16 protein-coding genes are annotated in these 20,886 nt (G+C 64.3%); 12 read left to right on the forward strand and 4 right to left on the reverse strand.

From position 1 onward, the window contains the following. The first annotated feature begins 1 nt into the window (after window position 1). The 3 genes from dprA to BSY18_RS05865 all read left to right on the forward strand — a co-directional run bounded on the left by dprA (window position 2) and on the right by BSY18_RS05865 (window position 4,709). Window positions 2-1,114: a DNA-processing protein DprA gene (gene dprA / locus BSY18_RS05855; RefSeq protein WP_069049965.1), complete on the forward strand. Its 1,113-nt coding sequence runs from the start codon at window positions 2-4 to the stop codon at window positions 1,112-1,114. Between the two features lie 91 nt (window positions 1,115-1,205). Then, complete coding sequence (topA, locus tag BSY18_RS05860; RefSeq protein ID WP_069049966.1) at window positions 1,206-3,812, forward strand: type I DNA topoisomerase; 2,607 nt, start codon at window positions 1,206-1,208, stop codon at window positions 3,810-3,812. 105 nt (window positions 3,813-3,917) lie between these two features. After that, entirely contained in the window at window positions 3,918-4,709 is a 792-nt protein-coding gene (locus BSY18_RS05865) for a serine aminopeptidase domain-containing protein (RefSeq protein ID WP_069049967.1), read from the forward strand. Here the strand turns inward: BSY18_RS05865 and era are convergent. Genes era through lepB form a run of 3 tightly spaced genes read right to left on the reverse strand, consistent with a single transcriptional unit; the run spans window position 4,676 to window position 7,079 of the window. Further along, entirely contained in the window at window positions 4,676-5,599 is a 924-nt protein-coding gene (gene era, locus BSY18_RS05870) for a GTPase Era (protein ID WP_069049968.1), read from the reverse strand. The two genes, BSY18_RS05865 and era, sit on opposite strands and share 34 nt — an antisense overlap. After that, the gene (rnc, locus tag BSY18_RS05875; protein ID WP_069049969.1) at window positions 5,596-6,312 is read right to left on the reverse strand and encodes a ribonuclease III; all 717 of its coding nucleotides are present in this window, start codon (window positions 6,310-6,312) and stop codon (window positions 5,596-5,598) included. Before rnc ends, era begins: the two co-directional genes overlap by 4 nt. Next, window positions 6,267-7,079: a signal peptidase I gene (lepB, locus tag BSY18_RS05880; protein WP_069049970.1), complete on the reverse strand. Its 813-nt coding sequence runs from the start codon at window positions 7,077-7,079 to the stop codon at window positions 6,267-6,269. The genes rnc and lepB overlap by 46 nt, the downstream gene beginning before the upstream one ends. A gap of 135 nt (window positions 7,080-7,214) precedes the next feature. Here lepB and pgi point away from each other — a divergent pair, with 135 nt between their 5' ends. Together pgi and gor are read left to right on the forward strand one after the other, a co-directional pair. Then, on the forward strand, window positions 7,215-8,732 hold the full coding sequence (pgi, locus tag BSY18_RS05885) for a glucose-6-phosphate isomerase (RefSeq protein ID WP_069049971.1): 1,518 nt from the start codon (window positions 7,215-7,217) through the stop codon (window positions 8,730-8,732). Window positions 8,733-8,766: 34 nt separating this feature from the next. Further along, on the forward strand, window positions 8,767-10,113 hold the full coding sequence (gene gor / locus BSY18_RS05890) for a glutathione-disulfide reductase (RefSeq protein WP_069049972.1): 1,347 nt from the start codon (window positions 8,767-8,769) through the stop codon (window positions 10,111-10,113). Window positions 10,114-10,134: 21 nt separating this feature from the next. On the opposite strand, the gene BSY18_RS05895 is transcribed toward gor, so the two are convergent. After that, window positions 10,135-11,547, reverse strand: coding sequence for a helix-turn-helix domain-containing protein (locus BSY18_RS05895; RefSeq protein ID WP_069049973.1), 1,413 nt, complete (start codon window positions 11,545-11,547; stop codon window positions 10,135-10,137). A gap of 111 nt (window positions 11,548-11,658) precedes the next feature. Here BSY18_RS05895 and BSY18_RS05900 point away from each other — a divergent pair, with 111 nt between their 5' ends. From BSY18_RS05900 to BSY18_RS05930, 7 genes are all read left to right on the forward strand, one after another. Then, on the forward strand, window positions 11,659-13,185 hold the full coding sequence (locus tag BSY18_RS05900) for an acyl-CoA carboxylase subunit beta (protein WP_069049974.1): 1,527 nt from the start codon (window positions 11,659-11,661) through the stop codon (window positions 13,183-13,185). A 129-nt stretch (window positions 13,186-13,314) separates the two neighbouring features. Then, entirely contained in the window at window positions 13,315-13,758 is a 444-nt protein-coding gene (gene mce, locus BSY18_RS05905; protein ID WP_069049975.1) for a methylmalonyl-CoA epimerase, read from the forward strand. 221 nt (window positions 13,759-13,979) lie between these two features. Next, on the forward strand, window positions 13,980-14,762 hold the full coding sequence (locus BSY18_RS05910; RefSeq protein ID WP_069051735.1) for an enoyl-CoA hydratase-related protein: 783 nt from the start codon (window positions 13,980-13,982) through the stop codon (window positions 14,760-14,762). 22 nt (window positions 14,763-14,784) lie between these two features. Then, window positions 14,785-16,923 carry a methylmalonyl-CoA mutase gene (scpA, locus tag BSY18_RS05915; protein ID WP_069049976.1) on the forward strand — a complete coding sequence of 713 codons (2,139 nt, stop codon included), beginning with the start codon at window positions 14,785-14,787 and terminating at the stop codon, window positions 16,921-16,923. After that, the gene (gene bioB, locus BSY18_RS05920) at window positions 16,920-18,032 is read left to right on the forward strand and encodes a biotin synthase BioB (RefSeq protein ID WP_236823460.1); all 1,113 of its coding nucleotides are present in this window, start codon (window positions 16,920-16,922) and stop codon (window positions 18,030-18,032) included. The genes scpA and bioB overlap by 4 nt, the downstream gene beginning before the upstream one ends. A 26-nt stretch (window positions 18,033-18,058) precedes the next feature. Next, a complete protein-coding gene (locus tag BSY18_RS05925; protein WP_069049977.1) occupies window positions 18,059-18,895 on the forward strand; it encodes an alpha/beta hydrolase in 837 nt (278 codons plus the stop codon). Beyond that, complete coding sequence (locus tag BSY18_RS05930) at window positions 18,874-20,871, forward strand: acetyl-CoA carboxylase biotin carboxylase subunit (RefSeq protein ID WP_069049978.1); 1,998 nt, start codon at window positions 18,874-18,876, stop codon at window positions 20,869-20,871. Before BSY18_RS05925 ends, BSY18_RS05930 begins: the two co-directional genes overlap by 22 nt. Window positions 20,872-20,886 lie beyond the last annotated feature (15 nt).

Genomic DNA, 20,886 nt, shown 5'->3' on the forward strand with positions numbered 1-20,886 from the left:
CGTGCTTGATGCCGAGCATCTTGCGCGCATTCGCCTGCTGCGCAGCGATCGCGTCGGCCCGATCAGTTTCGCCCAGCTCATGGCACGCTTCGGCAACGCTCAGGCGGCGATCGAGGCGCTGCCCGACCTGGTGCAACGCGCCGGGGGCAGGGCGATCCGGATCGCAACCGTGGCGCAGGTGACCGCCGAGGTCGCCCGTGTCGAGGCCGCCGGCGCGCGCTACCTGTTTGCCGACGATGATCGCTATCCCGCGCTGCTTGGGCATATCGACAATGCGCCGCCGGTGCTGACCGTCCGCGGCGACTTGGCGCTGCTGCAGCGGCCGTCGATTGCCATGGTCGGCGCGCGCAATGCCTCTGCCGCCGCGTGCCGCTTTGCCCGGCAGATCGCAGGAGAGCTCGCCGAAGCGGGTTATCTCGTCGTCTCCGGGCTTGCACGCGGGATCGACACCGCCGCGCATCAGGGCGCGTTGCGGATCGCTGGGACAGGCCCTGCCAGCACCGCAGGCGTGATCGCATCGGGCATCGACATCAGCTACCCGCCCGAGAACCACGCGCTGCAGGCCGAGATGGGCGCACGCGCGCTGGTGATCGCCGAGCAGCCGCCGGGCACCGAACCGCTGGCGCGGCACTTTCCCTATCGCAACCGGATCATCGCCGGGATGGCGCTGGGAACTTTGGTGGTCGAGGCTGCGCCCAGGTCAGGCTCGCTGATCACCGCGCGGCTGGCCGCCGAAGCCGGGCGCGACGTCATGGCGATCCCCGGCTCGCCGCTCGATTCGCGCTCGCGCGGCTGCAACGAGCTGATCCGCGGCGGCGCGACATTGGTGCAGAGCGTCGCCGACATTCTGGATCTGGTCGAGCCCTTTGCCGGTTCCCGGACGCAGAAGGTCGCCACGCCCACGAACCTTTATGCCGCCGCAGCGCCCGTTGCCGAACCGGACGAACAGACGCGGGCAGACGTCATCAGCCTGCTCAGCCCGTCGCCTGTCGGTATGGACGAACTCGTACGTCAGTCGGGGCTGGAGAGCGGGGCGGTCCAGATGATCCTGCTCGATCTGGAACTTGGCGGACTGATCGAGCGGCATGCGGCGGGAAAGGTGTCACTGATCTGACCTCGATTATGGCCTATGGACGCCCTTGACGAATGCGGATAACCGGCCCCAGCTTATACGCACACGCGAGAGCTTTCAGAAAGTCCAATCAATGCAACTGGTTATCGTCGAGTCGCCGGCCAAGGCCAAGACCATCGAAAAATACCTCGGCTCCGATTACCGGGTGCTCGCCTCGTATGGCCATATCCGCGACCTTGCGCCCAAGGATGGCTCGGTCGATCCGGACAATGATTTCGACATGGTCTGGGAAGCCTATGCCGACAAGACGCGGCAGCTCAAGGCGATCACCGACGAGGCCAAGAAGGCCGACCGTCTGATCCTCGCGACCGATCCGGATCGCGAGGGCGAGGCGATCAGCTGGCACGTGCTCGAAGTGCTGACCAAGCGCAAGGTTCTGCCCAAGGAGGTCGAGCGCGTTACCTTCAACGCGATCACCAAGAAAGCTGTGACCGAGGCGATGGCCGCACCGCGCCAGCTCGATACCGATCTGATCGATGCCTATCGCGCGCGCCGGGCGCTCGATTATCTGGTCGGCTTCACGCTCTCGCCGGTGCTGTGGCGCAAGCTGCCCGGCGCCAAGTCGGCAGGCCGCGTGCAGTCGGTCGCTCTCAGGCTGATCGTAGAGCGCGAGCGCGAGATCGAGGCGTTTACCGCGCAGGAATACTGGTCGGTCACCGCGCAGATGGAGCAGGGCGGCCAGCCCTTCAGCGCGCGTCTGGTGCGGCTTGAGGGCGAGAAGCTCGACAAGCTCTCGCTGGGCAACGCAGGCTCGGCCGAGGCCGCCAAGGCCAAGGTCGAGGCCGGGCATTTCACCGTGGAGACGGTCGAGACCAAGCCGCTGAAGCGCAACCCGCCGCCGCCGTTCACCACCTCGACGCTGCAGCAGGAGGCCGCGCGCAAGCTCGGCTTCTCGGCCAGCCATACGATGCGGATCGCACAATCGCTCTACGAGGACGGCGCGATCACCTATATGCGGACCGACGGCGTGCAGATGGACCCCGGCGCGATCCAGGAAGCGCGCAAGGCGATTTCGGATCGCTATTCGGGCCATTACCTCCCCGAAACCCCGCGCCAGTACCAGACCAAGGCCAAGAACGCGCAGGAAGCGCATGAGGCGATCCGCCCCACCGATTTTTCGCGCGACAGGGCAGGCTCGGGCGACCACGCCCGGTTGTACGACCTGATCTTCAAGCGCGCTTTGGCCAGCCAGATGGCGACCGCGCTGCTCGAGCGCACCGTGGTCGAACTGGTCGATGGCACCGGGCGCACCGCGCTGCGCGCCAACGGCCAGGTGGTGAAATTCCCCGGTTTCCTAGCCCTGTACGAAGAGGGGCTCGATGACTCCGACAGCGAGGACGGCGGCTTGCTGCCGATCATGTCCAAGGGCGACAGCCCGGCGAAGAAGTCGGTGGACGCGGTCCAGCATTTCACCCAGCCACCGCCGCGCTTTTCCGAAGCGTCGTTGGTCAAGCGGCTCGAGGAGCTCGGCATCGGGCGTCCTTCGACCTATGCCTCGATCATTCAGGTGCTGAAAGATCGCAGCTATGTGAAGGTTGAGAAAAACCGTTTCTTCGCAGAGGAATCGGGCCGGTTGTTGACGGGTTTTCTTGAACGATTCTTCGAGCGCTACGTCGCCTATGACTTCACGGCCGGGCTCGAGGACGAACTCGACGATGTCAGTGGCGGGCGTGCCGAATGGCGCAGCGTGCTCGAAGCGTTCTGGCGCGATTTCAAGCCCAAGACCGCCGAGGTGATGGAGCAGAAGCCGTCGGAAATCACCGCCGAGCTCGATATCTTCCTCGAGCCGTACCTGTTCCCCAAAAAGGCCGATGGCGGCGATCCGCGGCTGTGTCCCAAATGCGGCGAGGGCCGTCTCGCGCTGCGCGGCGGCAAGTTCGGCGCGTTCGTGGCGTGCTCGAATTACCCCGAGTGCAAATACACCCGCCGGTTCGCCCAGGGCGGCGGCGAGGGCGATGGCGGCGACAATGGACCCGAGGAGCTGGGCAACGATCCGGTGACCGGCGAGCCCGTGACCAAGCGCTCGGGTCGCTTCGGCCCCTATGTCCAGCTGGGCGAGGGCAAGGAAGCCAAGCGCTCGTCGATCCCCAAGGATGTTCCGGGCGAGGATTTCGGGCTCGAATGGGCGCTGAAACTGCTGTCGCTGCCGCGCGAGATCGGCGCGCACCCCGAGACTGGCGCGACGATCACCGCGAGTATCGGCCGCTATGGTCCGTATCTGTCGCACAACGGCAAGTACGCAAAGCTTGGCGGCACGATGGAGGTGTTCGAGACCGGCATGAACGCCGCCGTGGTCAAGCTTGCCGAGGCACTCGCCAATCCCGGCCGCTCGAGCCGCGCCGCGCCTGCGCCACTCAAGGTGCTGGGCACGAACCCTGCGACCGACACCGAGGTCAAGATCATGGACGGCCGCTATGGCGTGTATGTCACCGACGGCAGCGTCAATGCGACCATTCCCAAGGATGTGAACAAGGACGAACTGACGCTCGACGTTGCGCTGCAGCTGATCGCCGAACGCGCGGCCAAGGCGCCCGCGAAGAAGGGCAAGAAGCCCGCAGCGAAGAAGGCGGCGCCGAAGAAGGTTGCGGCGAAGAAGGATGCGCCCGCGAAAAAGCCAGCGGCGAAGAAGGCACCGGCCAAAAAGGCGGCTCCGAAGAAGCCCGCAAAAGCAGAGGCTTGATGCAAGCTTCTCCCCTCCCGCCTGCGGGAGGGGAGAGACTTGCTGCATCAGTCGGGCCTTCGGGTCGTCGTTAACAGCGGCGGAAGTGCGTGCTAAGCATCGGGCATGGCGGAACAACCGATCTATTTTCACGGTATTCCCGGAAGCTCGGGCGAGATGGTGCTGTTTGGCGATCACTGGGCCGATGGGCTTGGCGCCGTCCATGTGGTTGACCGCTCCAGCATCAAGGCCGGAGCCGACCCTGCGGGATATTTCGGGCGACTCGCAAAGAACATACGGACTCGCTTCCCAAACCAGCCGCTGCGCCTTATCGGCTTTTCGCTGGGGGCGAGCGTTGCCTTGCGTACGGCCCCATATCTGGGTTCGCAGGTCAGGTGGATCGACCTGGTATCTGCCGCAGCCCCGCTCGGGCTGGGCGATTACCTCGGCGGCATGGCCGGCGCACCGGTGTTCAGGCTGGCAAGGTCGAACCCGACGCTGTTCGCCGGCCTTGTGCGGCTGCAATTCGTCGCCGCGAGGCTGTTTCCGGGCAGATTGCACGATGCCCTGTTCGCATCGGCGCAAGGCGCTGATATAGCGCTCAGCAAGGACGCTGCGTTCAAGGCGGCAATGTTGCCGATCCTGCAGCAGTCGCTTGGGGCCCAACGCGCAACCTACATCGGTGAAATCGCGCTGTACGTTCAGGGCTGGGAGGCCGAACTCCGTGAGGTCACGCACCCTGTCACGCTCTATCAAGGCGTCGCGGACACCTGGTCACCTGTTGCAATGGCAAAAGACCTCGCGCGCCGCCTGCCCAGGGTCGAAGCCGTGCATCTGTTGGAAGGCCTTTCGCATTACTCGACCCTGCGCGAATACTGGCAGCGTTACTTCACCCAGCCCAGCCCGATCGTCTCATAGATTTCGCGGTCCTCGTCCCAGCCTTCCTGCACCTTGACGTGGAGATACAGGTGGACATCGACTCCGAGCACCTTGGCGAGTTCGGTGCGGGCCTTTTCGCCGATTTCCTTGATCCGCGATCCGCCCTTGCCCAGCACGATCGCGCGCTGGGTGTCGCGGGCGACGAGGATCTGCTGGTGGATTTCGACTGAGCCATCCTTGCGGGTCACGTATTTTTCCGGGACCACCGCGCTGGCATAAGGCAGTTCGGCGTGGAGCTGGTTGAACAACTGCTCGCGGGTGATTTCGGTGGCGAGGATACGCTCGCTGGCGTCCGAGACCTGGTCTTCGGGGAAGTGCCACGCACCTTCGGGCATCGCATCGGCGAGAAAGGCCTTGAGTTCGGGGACGCCATCGCCGGTCTGCGCGCTGACGAAGAACACTTCGTCGAAATTGCCTGCGGCGTGCAGCTTTTGCGCCTGGATCAGCAACTTGTCCTTCGCGGCGATGTCGACCTTGTTGAGCACTAGGATCTTGCGCTCGCGCCGGGTGGCGAGCTGCTCGACCAGGGTCGTGAGCCGCTCGTTGAGCTTGGCCTTGGCATCGACGACCAGTGCGATCACGTCCGCGCCGTCCGATCCTTCCCAAGCGGCGCTGACCATCGCGCGGTCGAAGCGGCGGTTGGGATCGAAGATGCCGGGGGTATCGACCAGCATCAGCTGGGTGTTGCCCGCGATCGCGATGCCGAGCAGCCGCACGCGCGTAGTCTGCGCCTTGGGGCTGGTGATCGCGACCTTCTGGCCGACCAGCTGGTTGACGAGCGTCGACTTGCCGGCGTTCGGCGCACCGATCACGGCGACGAGGCCGCAGCGGGTCGAAGCGGGGGCGGGGGTGGGTGTGGTGTCTGTCATGTCGTGTGCTCCGCCAGAAACTGCCGTGCGGCAAGCGTTTCGGCTTCCTGTTTGCTGGTGCCGGTGGCTTCCGCCATTCCCAGCCCCTTGATCTCGACCCGCACGGTAAAGCGCAGGTCATGGTCGGGCCCGGACTTGCCGAGCATGGTGTATACCGGGGTCTTGCGGTTGCGCGCAGCGGCCCATTCCTGAAGCTCGGACTTGGGGTGGCGCGGGGCGTCGCTGATTGCGTCGATGCGCTCTGCCCAATGGCGTTCGATAAAGCTGCGAGCGCTGCCCATCCCGCCATCGAGATACAGCGCGCCGATCAGCGCTTCGACGACATCGCCCAGAATGTTGGTGCTGCCAGCGCCGCCATCGTCGCGCGCCTGCTTGCCCAGCCGGATCAGCGGACCCAGGGTGCACGCACGCGCAATCTCTGCACAGCTTTCGCGCGAGACGAGGCGGTTGAGAAAGGCGGACATCTGGCCTTCTGCCGCCTTGGGGAAGCGCGAATACAGCAGATCGGCGATCACCATGCCCAGCACGCGGTCGCCCAGAAATTCGAGCCGCTGGTAATCGGGGGTCTGGCCGGTGCTGCCATGGGTGAGCGCCTGCACGAAGAGTGCGGGGTTGCTCGGCTCATGGTCGATGATCGGCGCCAGGGCCGAAAGATCGACGGAGTGGGTCAAAAGCCTTCCCCGATGCGATCCCAGCGCGCTGCGGTGATCCATGTCCACGGAAGGAACCAGCTCGCAGATCCGTCGGTGGAAAAGACGGTGACCAAAGCCCGGCCGACAAGATGGTCCTGCGGCACGATGCCGATGCCCTGGCCTTCGACCGCGGGGAAGCGGCTGTCGAGGCTGTTGTCGCGGTTGTCGCCCATCAGGAACATGTGGCCCTGCGGCACGATAATCGGCTCGGTGGTGTCGCGCGGCGCATCGATCAGGTCGAGCACATAATAGGATTTGCCATTGGGCAGCGTCTCGCGGAAGCGCGGATAGCTGCACACCGCGGTGCCATCGCTCAGCGGCACCTCGAAGCTGCGGTCATAGCAGCGGGTGTTGGGCGAGACTGGGATGCGGAAATCGGCAACGCGCTGCTTTTGCACCGGCTTGCCATTGAGCCATACCGTGCCGTCGCGCATCTCGATGGTGTCGCCGGGCAGGCCGATGACGCGCTTGATATAGTCCGCACTGGCGGTCGGCGGTGCCTTGAACACCACGACATCGCCGCGCTCGGGCTGGCCTGCGAGGATACGTCCGGGGATCAGCGGCAGGTTGAACGGCAGCGAGTATCGCGAATAGCCATAGGACCATTTCGACACCAACAGATAGTCGCCGACAACCAGCCTTGGCTGCATCGATTCCGACGGAATATTGAACGGCGAAATGATGAAGCTGCGCAGAATGAAGAAGAAAATCGCCAGCTTGACCAGAAACTGCAGGAAGTCCGCCGTTTCGGACTTGGCTTTCGGGGCGTTTGCGACGGTTTCGGTCATTTTCTCCCTTTGCGGACGCCCCCATGTCCCGTCAAGCCCCTCTCGACGAGCGATGACCCGGGTGAAGCCTCTCGCCAAGCCCGGATTGCCCCGCTAAACCCGCCGAACCGACGAACCTCAGGAAAGAGAGCTCCCATGCCGCACAGCGCCGATGCCATCTGGCAATCGATTGCAGACCACCCCCGTGCCACGCTGGCCGATCTGTTTGCAGGCGATGCGGGACGCCTGGACATGCTCTCGCACCGGATCGCTATCGGTGGCACCGACATGCTGTTCGATTTCGCCAAGACGCATCTCGACGCCGGGCTGATCGGAATGTTCGGACAGCTCGCCGAAGCGATGCATCTGGCCGGGATGCGCGACCAGTTTCTCTCGGGCGCCAAGATCAACACCAGCGAGGATCGCGCGTCCGAACACCCTGCCGAGCGCGGCATGGGTGCCGCAGATTCCGTCGATCAGGCGGCGATGTTCCATGCGCGCATGGCCGCATTGGTCGAGGCCGTGGACGAAGGCGTGTTCGGCGAGATCCGGCACATCCTGCACATCGGCATCGGCGGATCGGCGCTGGGGCCCAAACTGGTGATCGACGCGCTGTGCCGCGACAGCGATCGCTATGACGTTGCGGTCGTCGCCAATGTCGATGGCGAGGCGCTGTCCGAGGCGGTGGCGAACTTCGATCCCGCCAAGACCCTGGTCGCGATCGCTTCTAAGACCTTCACCACCACCGAAACGCTGATGAACGCCACCAGCGCGATAGAATGGCTGCGCGAGGGCGGAGTGGAAGACCCTTATGGCCAACTGGTCGCGCTCACCGCAGCCCCCGACAAGGCGGCCGAATGGGGCATCGACGAGACGCGCATCCTGCCGTTTTCGGAGACTGTTGGCGGACGCTATTCGGTTTGGTCGAGCATCGGCTTTCCTGTGGCGCTCGCGCTCGGCAACGAAGGCTTTGCCGCCTTCCGGGCGGGCGCGCTGGCCATGGACCAGCATTTCGCGACCGCGCCGTGGGAGCGCAACATGCCGGTGCTCGCGGCGTTTGCCGACCTCTATTACACCCAGACCCGAGGCTGCCAGACGCGCGCGGCGTTCGCTTATGACGAGCGGCTGCGGCTGCTGCCCGATTACCTCCAGCAGCTCGAGATGGAGAGCAACGGCAAGCGCGTGAAGCGCGATGGTTCCGCGCTCACCCGGCCCAGCGCGCCGATCACCTGGGGCGGGGTGGGCACCGATGCCCAACACGCGGTGTTCCAGCTGCTCCACCAGGGCACGCACCTGATCCCGGTCGAGTTCATCGCGGCGCGGCTGTCGGTGCACGAGTTCGACGAGGCCCACCACCGTGCGCTGCTCACCAACTGCTTTGCGCAGGGTGCCGCGCTGATGCAGGGCAAGTCCAGCGACGACCCGCAGCGCAGCTATCCGGGCAACCGGCCATCGGCGACGATCCTGCTCGACAGCGTCGATCCTGCCAGCCTGGGCGCGCTGCTGGCGTTCTACGAGCACCGCACCTTTGCCAATGCGATGCTGCTGGGGATCAATCCTTTTGACCAGTTCGGTGTTGAATTGGGCAAGGAAATCGCCAAATCCATGGGCAACCGCCAGTCCGGCGATTTCGACCCTTCCACCGCCGCGCTGATCGAGGCTGCGGGTCTGTGAGGGCCGTCCAAGCGTTTCCCGGGAGTTTCAGTGCATGAGTGAGTATGATTTCGACCTGTTCGTCATCGGAGCAGGATCGGGCGGGGTGCGCGCGTCGCGCATCGCCTCGTCTTATGGCGCCAAGGTCGCGGTGGCAGAGGAATACCGCGTCGGCGGCACCTGCGTCATCCGCGGCTGCGTCCCCAAGAAGCTGCTGGTCTATGGATCGCACTTTGCTGAAGACTTGGAAGATGCGCAGAATTACGGCTGGACCATCGAGGGCGCGAAGTTCGACTGGAGCGTGCTGCGCGACCGCGTGCTGGGCGATGTCGACCGGCTGAACGCGGCGTATACGTCGACACTCAACAACCACAACGTCACCATCATCGAGGAGCGCGCGACGATCATCGCGCCCCACCGGGTCAAGCTGGCGAGCGGCAAGGAGATCAGCGCCAAGTACATCCTGATCGCGGTCGGCGCACGCCCGTTCGTGCCCGATTTCCCGGGTGCCGAGCACATCCTGACCTCGAACGAGATGTTCCACCTGGCCGAATTGCCCAAACGCGCGGTGATCGCGGGCGGCGGCTATATCGCCAACGAGTTCGCCGGCATCCTCAATGGCCTCGGCACCCGGGTGACCATCGTCAACCGCGGCGACAGCATCCTGCGCGGCTATGATGAATCGCTGCGCGACCGGCTGCTGCAGATCTCGATGACCAAGGGCATCGAGTTCAAGTTCAACGCGCCGTTCGAGAAGATCGAGAAGCGCGACGACGGCACGCTCGACGTGTTCCTCAAGGGCCAGGACCCGATCCACACCGACATCGTGATGTTCGCCACCGGGCGCGTTCCCAATGTCGAGGGTCTGGGTCTGGAACATGCCGGGATCGAGACCGACGAACTGGGTGCGATCCCGGTCGACGAGTACAGCAAGACCAGCTGCGACAGCATCTATGCGGTGGGCGACGTCACCAACCGGGTGCAGCTGACCCCGGTAGCGATCCGCGAGGGGCAGGCGTTTGCCGATACCGTGTTCGGCGGCAAGCCCAGCACGGTGGATTACAATTGCATCCCGACGGCCGTGTTCTCGCAGCCGCCGATCGCGTCTGTCGGGCTCACCGAGGGAGAGGCGCGCAACCGGTATGGAAATATCCGCGTGTATTCGTCCGATTTCCGCCCGATGCGTAACGTCTTCGCGCACCGCGCCGAGCGCGGCTTGTACAAGATGATCACCGAGGAGCCTTCGGGCAAGATCCTCGGGCTGCACATGATCGGCCCGGATTCGCCCGAAATCCTGCAGGCAGCCGCAATCGCGGTGAAGGCGGGGCTGACAAAACAGGCGTTCGACGACACCGTCGCGCTGCACCCCAGCATGGCCGAAGAGCTGGTGCTGATGAAGTAAGCGCCGGTGCGTGCTTGATCGTTACCCGATCCGGTACGGCACCATGCCGCGCCGGTCGGGGTCGATCAGCAACGGGCGATCGGTGGGCGGGAACGCGCGCTGGTCGCAATTGTCGCGCGGGCAGGTGCGGCAGCCGATCCCGATCGGGGTGACCGCACCGACCGCGGTGGTATCGAGCCCGTCGGCATAGATGAAATGCCGCGCGTGCTCGACCTCGCAGCCCAGGGCCACCGCATAGCGGCGTGGCTTGCGGCCATAGCTGCCCGAGGGTTTGACCAGCCCCTTGGCCATCGAGACATAGCGCACCCCGTCGGGGGTCTCGGCGAGCTGGACCAGAATACGGTCGGGGATCGCTGCGGCCTCATGCACCACCCACAAGGGACACGCCCCGCCGAAGCGCGCGAACTGCAGCCGGGTGGCGCTGTGCCGCTTGGTGATGTTGCCCGCCATATCGACCCGGCAGAAGAACACTGGCAGCCCGCGCGCGCCGGGGCGCTGCAGCGTCGACAGGCGGTGGCAGGCCTGCTCGAAGCTCACGGCGAAGCGCTGGCTCAACTGCTCGATATCATGACGGCACGCCATGGCGGCGTTGCGGAACGCGGCGTAGGGCATGACCAGCGCGCCGGCGGCGTAGTTCGCCAGCCCCACCGCGACCAACCGCCGCGCCTGTTCGCTGCGAAGGTCCGCGCTGGCGGCGAGCGCAGCGATGGCATCGCGCATTTCCTCCGCCACCAGCCGGTGCGCGAGCTGGAAATAGCGTGATTCCGGCGCCATGCTGCGGTCGAGCGACAATGTCCTCGTCGCCCGGTCGAACCGGCTGAGCGCACTATCGGCAGCATTGCCCTGCCAGCCGACGACCGCGATGCCATGGCGCGCCTGAAGCCGCGCCACCAGGCCATCCATGGTCAGCGCATCGGCCAATTCGCCCGCGATCCGCTCGGCCTCGCGGTCGAGCAGGTCGATATAGTTCCCGGCTTCGTGAAACCAGTCGCGCACCTCTTCCCAGGGCAGCCGCGCGGTGTGCTGGCCGGTGCCGGCGAGGCTGTCGTCGAGCATCGCTGCGCGCTCCTGCGCCTGGCGGTATCCCTGATACAGCGTGCTGAGCATCGCAGCGAAATCTGGCTGCACCTCCTGCCAGCGCGCGAGCCGGGCCGGATCGATGTCCGCGCCTGCAAACAGCGGATCGTCGAGCACCGCCTGCAATTGCACCGCGGGGGCAGCGTCGGCGCCATCGTCCCCCTCGGTCTCGAACGCGAAGCGACGCGACAGCGCAGTCAGCACCGCTGTCGTCACCGGGCGCTCGTCATTCTCGATCTGGCTGAGATAACTCGCCGAAATCCCCAGCGCCTCGGCCATGGCCGCCTGGTTCAATCCGCTGCGGCGGCGGGCGGCGCGGACACGCGATCCGGCATAGAGGCGCTTGCGGGTGGACATGCCCTAGGGTTAGTTTGCAAACATGCGCTTTGCAAGTTTGCAATTTAACATTTGCGCCCATGCCCAAAGGCTGGAAAGGAAGCGTACCGATTTCCAGACAAGAGGGATGCGATGCAGGCCATATTGGAAGAACTCGCCGAGCGGCGTGAGAAGGCGCATCTGGGCGGCGGCACCAAGCGGATCGAGGCGCAGCACAGCAAGGGCAAGCTGACCGCGCGCGAACGCATCGACGTGCTGCTCGATCCGGGCAGTTTCGAGGAGCTCGACATGTATGTCGAGCACAACTGCGTCGATTTTGGCATGCAGGACCAGATCATCCCCGGCGATGGCGTGGTCACCGGATCGGGGACGGTCAACGGTCGCCTCGTCTTCGTGTTCAGCCAGGATTTCACCGTGTTCGGCGGTTCGCTGTCCGAACGGCATGCGCAGAAGATCTGCAAGATCATGGATATGGCGCTGAAGGTCGGCGCGCCGGTGATCGGCCTCAACGATTCCGGCGGCGCGCGCATCCAGGAAGGCGTGGCAAGCTTGGGCGGCTATGCGGAAGTGTTCCAGCGCAATGTACTCGCCAGCGGCGTCGTGCCGCAGCTTTCGCTCATCATGGGCCCGTGCGCAGGCGGCGCGGTCTACTCGCCCGCGATGACCGACTTCATCTTCATGGTGAAGGATTCGAGCTACATGTTCGTCACCGGCCCCGATGTGGTCAAGACCGTGACCAACGAGGTGGTGACGCAGGAAGAGCTTGGCGGCGCGGTGACGCATACCGCCAAGTCGGGCGTCGCCGATGTGGCGTTCGATAATGATATTGAGGCGCTGCTGGCTGCGCGCGACCTGATCGATTACCTGCCGCTGTCGAACCGCGAGGACCTGCCCGAGCGCCCGACCGCCGACCCGTTCGACCGGATCGAGAACAGCCTCGACACGCTGATCCCGGCCAACCCGAACATGCCCTATGACATGCACGAGCTGATCCGGAAGACGCTCGACGAGGGCGAATTCTTCGAGATCCAGCCGACGCATGCGGGCAACATCATCACCGGCTTCGGCCGCATCGAGGGCCGCACCGTGGGTGTCGTCGCCAACCAGCCGATGGTGCTGGCAGGCTGTCTCGACATCAACTCGTCCAAGAAGGCCGCGCGGTTCGTGCGCTTCTGCGACTGCTTCGAGATCCCGATCATCACCTTCGTCGATGTCCCCGGCTTCCTGCCCGGCGTGGCGCAGGAGCACAGCGGCATCATCAAGCATGGTGCGAAACTGCTCTTTGCCTATGCCGAGGCGACCGTGCCGAAGATCACCGTCATCACCCGCAAGGCCTATGGCGGCGCGTATGACGTGATGGCCTCAAAGCACCTGCGCGGCGACTTGAACTACGCCTGGCCCACCGCCGAAATCGCGGTGATGGGGGCAAAAGGCGCGGTCGAGATCATCTTCCGCGGCAAGACGCCGGAAGAGATCGCCGAGCGCACCAAGGAATATGAAGCAAGGTTCGCCAACCCGTTCGTGGCGGCGAGCAAGGGCTTTATCGATGAAGTGATCATGCCGCATTCGACCCGGCGGAGAATTGCGCTGGGGCTGCGGAAGCTGCGGAACAAGAGCCTCGAGAACCCGTGGAAGAAGCATGACAATATTCCGCTTTGATTGCTTTTGATTGCGTATTTTCCCGTCACCCTGAACTCGTTTCAGGGTCCATTTCTCCGGATGAAGCCAAGCGCGCGACGAGAAATGGGTGCTGAAACAAGTTCAGCATGACGGAAGTGGAGCAAGTGTATGAAACTAGGCCGTGTCAACCATATCGGCGTCGCCACGCCCTCGATCGCGGACAGCATCGTCTTCTACCGGGATGTCATGGGCGCAACCAAGATTCACGATCCCTTCGACCTGCCCGAACAGGGGGTGAAGGTGTGCTTTGTCGATACGCCGGGCGCGGATGGTGCGCTCAATGGCACGCAGATCGAGCTGATCGAGCCGCTGCCGGGCAATGCTTCGATCGCGGCGTTTCTGGAGAAGAACCCGAACGGCGGACAGCATCACGTCTGCTATGAGGTGCCCGATATTCGCGCTGCGAAAGCGGACTTCCAGGCGCTGGGCAAGCGGGTGCTGGGCGAGCCGCGCATCGGCGCGCATGGCACTTTGATCTTCTTCGTGCACCCCAAGGACATGGGCGGCGTGTTGACCGAGATTATGGAGACGCCGAAGGGCGAGGGGCATTAAACCTTCTCCCTTGATGGGAGAAGGATACGGAGCCTTGTCGGCGCAGCCGGCTAGGCGCAGTTGGATGAGGGTGAGGCAGAGCAGGCCTTGCGCATTTTCACCCTCACCCAGCTTCGACTAGGCACTTTCAGCGCCAAGTCTGCGCAACCCTCTCCCATCAAGGGAGAGGGAAGGGCGGCCTCTCCCATCAAGGGAGAGGGGTAAGGATAAGGGAGAGAATGATGACCTACGAAACCATAAAGCTCGACATTGCCGACCAGATCGCCACCATCACGCTCAACGTGCCCGAGCGGCTCAATGCCTGCTCGCTGCCGATGGCGGGCGAGATCAACGATGCGCTCGATCACCTCGGTGATGCGCGCGCGCTGGTGATCACCGGCGCGGGCAAGGGTTTCTGTTCGGGGGCGGATCTGACCGGCGGGCGTGACAGCTCGATCTCGGGCGGGCAAGGCAGCTACAAGGCGCTGACCCAGCATTACAATCCGATGCTGCTCAAGCTGCACCGTCTGCACATCCCGACGATCAGCGCGGTCAACGGACCTGCCGCAGGCGTCGGCTGCTCGATCGGCCTCGCGCCCGATTTTGTCGTGGCGAGCGAAAAGGCGTATTTCCTGCAGGCGTTTGTCAATATCGGCTTGGTGCCCGATGGCGGCGCGAGCTGGATGCTTACCCGGCTGATCGGCAAGGCGCGCGCCACCGAGATGATGATGCTGGGCGAGAAGATCCCCGCCGCCAAGGCGCACGACTGGGGCATGGTCTACAAGGTGGTCGAGCATGACAGCCTGATGGACGAGGCGATGGCGCTGGCCAAACGTCTGGCGTCGATGCCGACCGTCGCGCTCGGCATCATGCGCAAGAACCTTGTCGAGGCGCTCGAATGCGACTTCGCCACCGCGCTGACCCGCGAGGCCGAAGGACAGAAGATCGCAGGCGACACCAACGATGCACGCGAAGGCGCGATATCCTTCCTGCAGAAGCGCAAGCCCAATTTCACCGGCAGCTGATCAGACACACGGGACCGATAGAATGACCGACACACCCAAAATCGCCGACTGGCAGGCTCTGGCCGAAAAGGAGGTCAAGGGACGCGATCTCACCTGGCAAACGCCCGAGGGGATCGCGGTCAAGCCGCTGTACACCGCGGACGATGTGTCGGTCGATCCCGGCCTTCCGGGCTTTGCGCCGTTCACCCGCGGGGTGCGCGCGAGCATGTATGCAGGCCGCCCCTGGACGATCCGCCAGTACGCCGGCTTTTCCACCGCCGAGGAATCGAACGCTTTCTATCGGCGCAACCTCGCTGCCGGGCAGAAGGGGCTGTCGGTCGCGTTCGATCTCGCGACGCATCGCGGCTATGACAGCGACCATCCGCGCGTCACTGGCGATGTCGGCAAGGCAGGCGTCGCGATCGACAGCGTCGAGGACATGAAGATCCTGTTCGACGGCATCCCGCTCGACAAGATGTCGGTCTCGATGACGATGAACGGCGCGGTTATCCCGATCCTCGCGTTCTTCATCGTTGCGGGCGAGGAGCAGGGCGTCGACCGCAAGCTGCTCGATGGGACCATCCAGAACGACATCCTCAAGGAGTTCATGGTCCGCAACACGTATATCTACCCGCCCGAGCCTTCGATGCGGATCATCTCTGACATTTTCGGCTATACCAGCCGCGAGATGCCCAAGTTCAACAGCATCTCGATCTCGGGCTATCACATGCAGGAAGCCGGCGCGACGCAGGTGCAGGAGCTCGCTTTCACCATCGCCGATGGCATGGAATATGTGAAATACGGCGTGGCTTCCGGCCTCGACATTGACAAGTTCGCCGGACGGCTGAGCTTCTTCTTCGCCATCGGCATGAACTTCTTCATGGAAGTCGCCAAATTGCGCGCCGCACGCGTGCTCTGGCACCGGGTGATGACCAGGCTGGGTGCTCATGACGAACGCTCCAAGATGCTGCGCACCCACTGCCAGACATCGGGCGTGTCGCTGACCGAGCAGGACCCGTACAACAACGTCATCCGCACCACGATCGAGGCGATGGCCGCGATGCTGGGCGGCACGCAGTCGCTGCACACCAATGCGCTCGACGAAGCGATCGCGTTGCCCACCGATTTCTCCGCGCGCATCGCCCGCAACACGCAGATCGTCATCCAGGAAGAAACCGGGATGACCAAGGTCGTCGATCCGCTGGGCGGTAGCTATTATATCGAAAGCCTGACGCAGGAACTGGTCGACAAGGCGTGGGAGATTATCGAGCGCGTCGAGAGCGAAGGCGGCATGGCCAAGGCCGTGGCCGCGGGCTGGCCCAAGGCGATGATCGAGGAAGCCGCCGCTGGACGCCAGGCACGCGTCGATCGCGCCGAGGATGTTGTGGTCGGCGTGAACAAGTACCGGCTGCCGAGCGAGGACCAGCTAGATACGCTCGACGTCGACAACGCCAAGGTCCGCGAAGGGCAGGTTGCTCGGATTGCGTCGGTTAAGGCATCGCGCGATCAGGCCGCGTGCCAGGCGGCGCTCGATGCCCTGCGCGAAGGCGCCAAGGGCGATGGCAACCTGCTGGCGCTTGCGGTGGATGCGGCGCGTGCGCGCGCGACTTTGGGCGAGATCAGCCAGGCGATGGAGGACGTGTTCGGCCGCTATGCCACCGTGCCGACCCCGGTAAAGGGCGTCTACAGCGCGCCTTATGTCGATGACGGCCGCTGGGCGCAGGTGGTCGAGGGGGTGAAAGCGGTCGAACGCCGTCTGGGCCGCAAGCCCAAGCTGCTCGTCGCCAAGATGGGGCAGGATGGGCATGATCGCGGCGCGAACGTGATCGCCTCGGCGTTCGGCGACTTGGGCTTCGAGATTGTCTCGGGCCCGCTGTTCCAGACACCCGAAGAGACTGTGGTGCTCGCGCTTGAAAGCAATGTCGATGTCGTCGGAGCTTCCTCGCTTGCCGCCGGACACAAGACCTTGATCCCCTCGCTGATCGCAGGTCTCAAGGAGGCGGGCCGCAATGACATCAAGGTGATCGCAGGCGGCGTTATCCCGCCGCAGGATTATGATTTCCTCCGCGATGCCGGGGTGCAGGGCATCTACGGCCCCGGATCAAACGTCGTCGAATGCGCGGCGGACGTGTTGCGTCTGCTGGGGCATAACATGCCACCCCTTCAGGAAGCAGCAGAATGAATGATCTTACAACCCGGTCCCCTGCGAAGGCAGGGGCCCATCACCTGAACTCACCCCTTAGTGCAGCGCTTGCCGGACGCTCTGGAGATGGGCCCCTGCCTGCGCAGGGGTACACCGGCCAGAGCCGGTGTAACTGGACCCGCGAAGAGATCACCGCGCTGTTCGACCTGCCGTTCAACGACCTGATGTTCGAGGCGCAGACCGTTCACCGTGCGGGCTTCCCGCGCAACGAGGTGCAGCTCTCGACCCTGCTGTCGATCAAGACCGGCGGCTGCCCCGAGGATTGCGGCTATTGCAGCCAGTCCAAGGATGCCGACAGCGGCGTCAAGGCGACCAAGCTGATGGACGTGCAGGCGGTGCTTCAGGCTGCTGCTCAAGCCAAGGACCATGGCTCAGGCCGGTTCTGCATGGGGGCGGCCTGGCGCAACCCCAAGGACAAGGACATCCCCAAGCTTGCCGCGATGGTCAAGGGCGTGCGCGAGATGGGGATGGAAACCTGCATGACGCTGGGGATGCTCACCGCGTCGCAGGCCAAACAGCTCGCCGATGCGGGTCTCGATTACTACAACCACAACATCGACACCGCGCCGGAAAACTACGCCAACGTCATCACCACCCGCACCTTCGAGGATCGGATGGAGACGCTGGACAATGTGCGCTCCGCAGGCATCAACGTCTGCTGCGGCGGCATTGTCGGCATGGGTGAGACGCGCTCGGATCGCATCGGGTTCATCCACGCGCTCGCCACCATGCCGCACCCCGAAAGCGTTCCGATCAACGCGCTCGTGCCCGTAAAGGGCACGGTGCTGGGCGACATGCTCGCCGATACGCCGCTCGCGAAGATTGACGAGATCGAGTTCGTCCGCACCGTCGCGGTTGCGCGCATCACCATGCCGCGCTCGATGGTGCGCCTCAGCGCGGGCCGTGAGAGCATGTCCGAAAGCTGCCAGGCCTTGTGCTTCATGGCCGGCGCGAACAGCATCTTCACCGGAGACAAATTGCTCACCGCGCCCAATGCCGGCGACGACAAGGACGGGGCGCTGCTCTCCAAGCTGGGCATGAAGGCGATGGCCGCGCAGCCGCATGGGCACCTGGAGGCGGCGGAGTGATTTCTCGCCTGCTATGCCTGCTTCTGATGGCACTCACCTGCGCTGCATCCGCCGCCGCGCAGCCGGTGCCGATCACCGTTGGCGAGACGCACACGCTCGCGTCGAAGCCGCTGGCGCAGGCGCGGGTGGTCAACGTCTATCTGCCCGCCGAATACGCAACATCGGCCAAGACCTACGCAGTGCTGTATCTGATCGACGGCGGGCTGGATCAGGACTTCCTGCATATCGCCGGAACCAGCGCGCTGGGTGCACTCTGGGCACGGTCGCAGGATGTGATCGTGGTCGGCATCGCCACCATGGACCGCAGGCGCGAGCTGACCGGGCCGACGCAGGATGCTGCGCTGATCAAGGAGTTTCCGACCGCTGGTGGCTCGGCGGCGTTCCGCGCATTCATCCGCGACGAGGTCATGCCGATGGTGGCCAAAAGCTATCGCACATCGGGCGAAACCGGCGTCATCGGGGAATCGCTCGCCGGGCTGTTCATCGTCGAAACCTATCTCAACGAACCCGACTTGTTCGATCATTACGCCGCGATCAGCCCCAGCCTGTGGTGGGATGACGAGCGGCTCGCCAAGGCTTCGGCCGCGCTGTTGGCCAAGCCCACCGCGAAGCCGCACCGGCTGTATCTGACGATCGCCGACGAAGGCCGCGAGATGCAGACGGGGGTCGACCGGCTCACCGCGGCGCTGGGTGCCAGCAGCCGCAGCGGCCAGAGCTGGTGCTATGCGCCGCGTCCCGATCTGACCCACGCCACCATTTACCACACCGTCTCGCCTGAGGCGCTTCAATACCTCTTCCCAACCGCGGTCGAGCAAGACCCAAAAAGTGGATTCGATCTATCATGCCAATCACCAAAATCCTGATTGCCAACCGCGGCGAGATCGCCTGCCGGGTTATCCGCACCGCCAAGAAGATGGGCATCAAGACGGTAGCCGTCTATTCGGATGCCGATGCGCGCTCGCCGCATGTCGAGATGGCGGATGAAGCCGTGCACATCGGCCCTTCGCCTGCCGCGCAGTCCTACCTGCTCGCGGACAAGATCATCGAGGTGTGCAAGCAGACCGGCGCCGATGCGGTGCATCCGGGCTATGGTTTCCTCTCCGAGCGCACCAGCTTTGCCGAAGCGCTGAAGGCAGCGGGCATCACTTTTATCGGCCCCCCTCCGGGTGCGATTGCCGCAATGGGGGACAAAATCGAATCGAAGAAGTTGGCATTGCAGGCGGGCGTCAACGTCGTGCCCGGCTTTGTCGGCGAGATCGACGATACCGAGCATGCGGTGCGGATCGCAGGCGAGATCGGCTATCCGGTGATGATGAAGGCCTCGGCAGGCGGCGGCGGCAAGGGCATGCGGCTCGCCTATAACGAGCAGGACGTGCGCGAGGGCTTCGAGGCGACGAAGCGCGAGGGCCTTGCCAGCTTCGGCGACGACCGAGTGTTCATCGAGAAGTTCATCCTCCAGCCGCGGCATATCGAGATTCAGGTGCTGGGCGACCAGCATGGCAACATCGTCTATCTGGGCGAACGCGAATGCTCGATCCAGCGCCGCCACCAGAAGGTGGTCGAAGAAGCACCATCGCCCTTCGTCACGCCGGAAATGCGCAAGAAGATGGGCGAGCAGGCGGTCGCGCTGGCACGCGCGGTGGGTTATTACAGCGCCGGCACGGTCGAGCTGATCGTATCGGGCGCGGACACCACCGGCGACGGTTTCTACTTCCTCGAAATGAACACCCGGCTTCAGGTCGAGCATCCCGTGACCGAACTGGTCACCGGGCTCGATCTGGTCGAGCAGATGATCCGCGTCGCCAATGGCGAGCCGCTGGCTTTCACGCAGGAAGAGGTGACGCTGACCGGCTGGGCGGTCGAAAACCGGGTGTATGCCGAGGACCCCTATCGCGGCTTCCTGCCTTCGATCGGGCGTCTGGTGCGCTACAATCCGCCCAAGCAGAAGAAGGGCGTGCGCGTCGATGACGGCGTGGAGGAGGGCGGGGAGGTCTCGATCCACTACGATCCGATGATCGCCAAGCTGATCACTTATGGCGATACGCGCATCGAGGCGATCGACCGTCAGATCAAGGCGATCGACCGCTTCGAGCTCGAAGGCCCCGGGCACAATCTCGATTTCGTCTCGGCGCTGATGCAGCATCCGCGCTTCCGCTCGGGCAACATCACCACCGGCTTCATCGCCGAGGAATATCCTGATGGCTTCATGGGTGCGCCTGCGTCGCCGGAGCTGCTGCAGCGGTTGGCGGCGATCGCCGCATTCATCGCCACCGCCGAAGCCGATCGCGCGCTGCGGGTCAGCGGCCAGCTGGGCAACCGGCTGACCCCGCCGTCCGAATGGCGCGTGCGCCAGGGCGATGTCGCGATGGAGGTTTCGGTCAGCGAGGATGCGATCGTGGTCGATGGCGAGGTCGTCGACATGGCGATGGGCTATACCCCCGGTGACCGGATGGCGATTGCCGATTTCGGTGACGAGGATGTGTCTGACGAGCTCGCGGTCAAGGTGCTGCGCACCCGCACCGGCTTTGCGCTGACCGCGCGCGGCGCACAGCATCGTTTCGAGGTTCTGCCAGCGCATGTTGCGCAGCATGCCCGCCACATGATCGAGAAGGTCCCGCCCGATCTGTCGCGCTTCCTGCTGTGCCCGATGCCCGGCCTGCTGGTGAAGCTGCACGTCGCCGAAGGCGACAAGGTGCAGCCGGGCCAGCCGCTGGCGATTGTCGAGGCGATGAAGATGGAGAACATCCTGCGCGCCGAAAAGGCGGCCACGGTCAAGACGATCAGCGCTGCCGAAGGGGATAGCCTTGCCGTCGATGCGGTGATACTCGAACTCGAATAAGGGACGCATTTGGGG

It is taken from the genome of Blastomonas sp. RAC04 (assembly GCF_001713435.1).
In the GTDB taxonomy this organism is placed as follows: domain Bacteria; phylum Pseudomonadota; class Alphaproteobacteria; order Sphingomonadales; family Sphingomonadaceae; genus Blastomonas; species Blastomonas fulva.

Coding starts and splice junctions, on each gene's coding strand:
- topA (WP_069049966.1), top strand. CDS start 1,206: ATGCAACTGGTTATCGTCGAGTCGCCGGCCAAGGCCAAGACCATCGAA.
- BSY18_RS05865 (WP_069049967.1), top strand. CDS start 3,918: ATGGCGGAACAACCGATCTATTTTCACGGTATTCCCGGAAGCTCGGGC.
- era (WP_069049968.1), bottom strand. CDS start 5,599: ATGACAGACACCACACCCACCCCCGCCCCCGCTTCGACCCGCTGCGGC.
- rnc (WP_069049969.1), bottom strand. CDS start 6,312: ATGGATCACCGCAGCGCGCTGGGATCGCATCGGGGAAGGCTTTTGACC.
- lepB (WP_069049970.1), bottom strand. CDS start 7,079: ATGACCGAAACCGTCGCAAACGCCCCGAAAGCCAAGTCCGAAACGGCG.
- pgi (WP_069049971.1), top strand. CDS start 7,215: ATGCCGCACAGCGCCGATGCCATCTGGCAATCGATTGCAGACCACCCC.
- gor (WP_069049972.1), top strand. CDS start 8,767: ATGAGTGAGTATGATTTCGACCTGTTCGTCATCGGAGCAGGATCGGGC.
- BSY18_RS05895 (WP_069049973.1), bottom strand. CDS start 11,547: ATGTCCACCCGCAAGCGCCTCTATGCCGGATCGCGTGTCCGCGCCGCC.
- BSY18_RS05900 (WP_069049974.1), top strand. CDS start 11,659: ATGCAGGCCATATTGGAAGAACTCGCCGAGCGGCGTGAGAAGGCGCAT.
- mce (WP_069049975.1), top strand. CDS start 13,315: ATGAAACTAGGCCGTGTCAACCATATCGGCGTCGCCACGCCCTCGATC.
- BSY18_RS05910 (WP_069051735.1), top strand. CDS start 13,980: ATGACCTACGAAACCATAAAGCTCGACATTGCCGACCAGATCGCCACC.
- scpA (WP_069049976.1), top strand. CDS start 14,785: ATGACCGACACACCCAAAATCGCCGACTGGCAGGCTCTGGCCGAAAAG.
- bioB (WP_236823460.1), top strand. CDS start 16,920: ATGAATGATCTTACAACCCGGTCCCCTGCGAAGGCAGGGGCCCATCAC.
- BSY18_RS05925 (WP_069049977.1), top strand. CDS start 18,059: ATGGCACTCACCTGCGCTGCATCCGCCGCCGCGCAGCCGGTGCCGATC.
- BSY18_RS05930 (WP_069049978.1), top strand. CDS start 18,874: ATGCCAATCACCAAAATCCTGATTGCCAACCGCGGCGAGATCGCCTGC.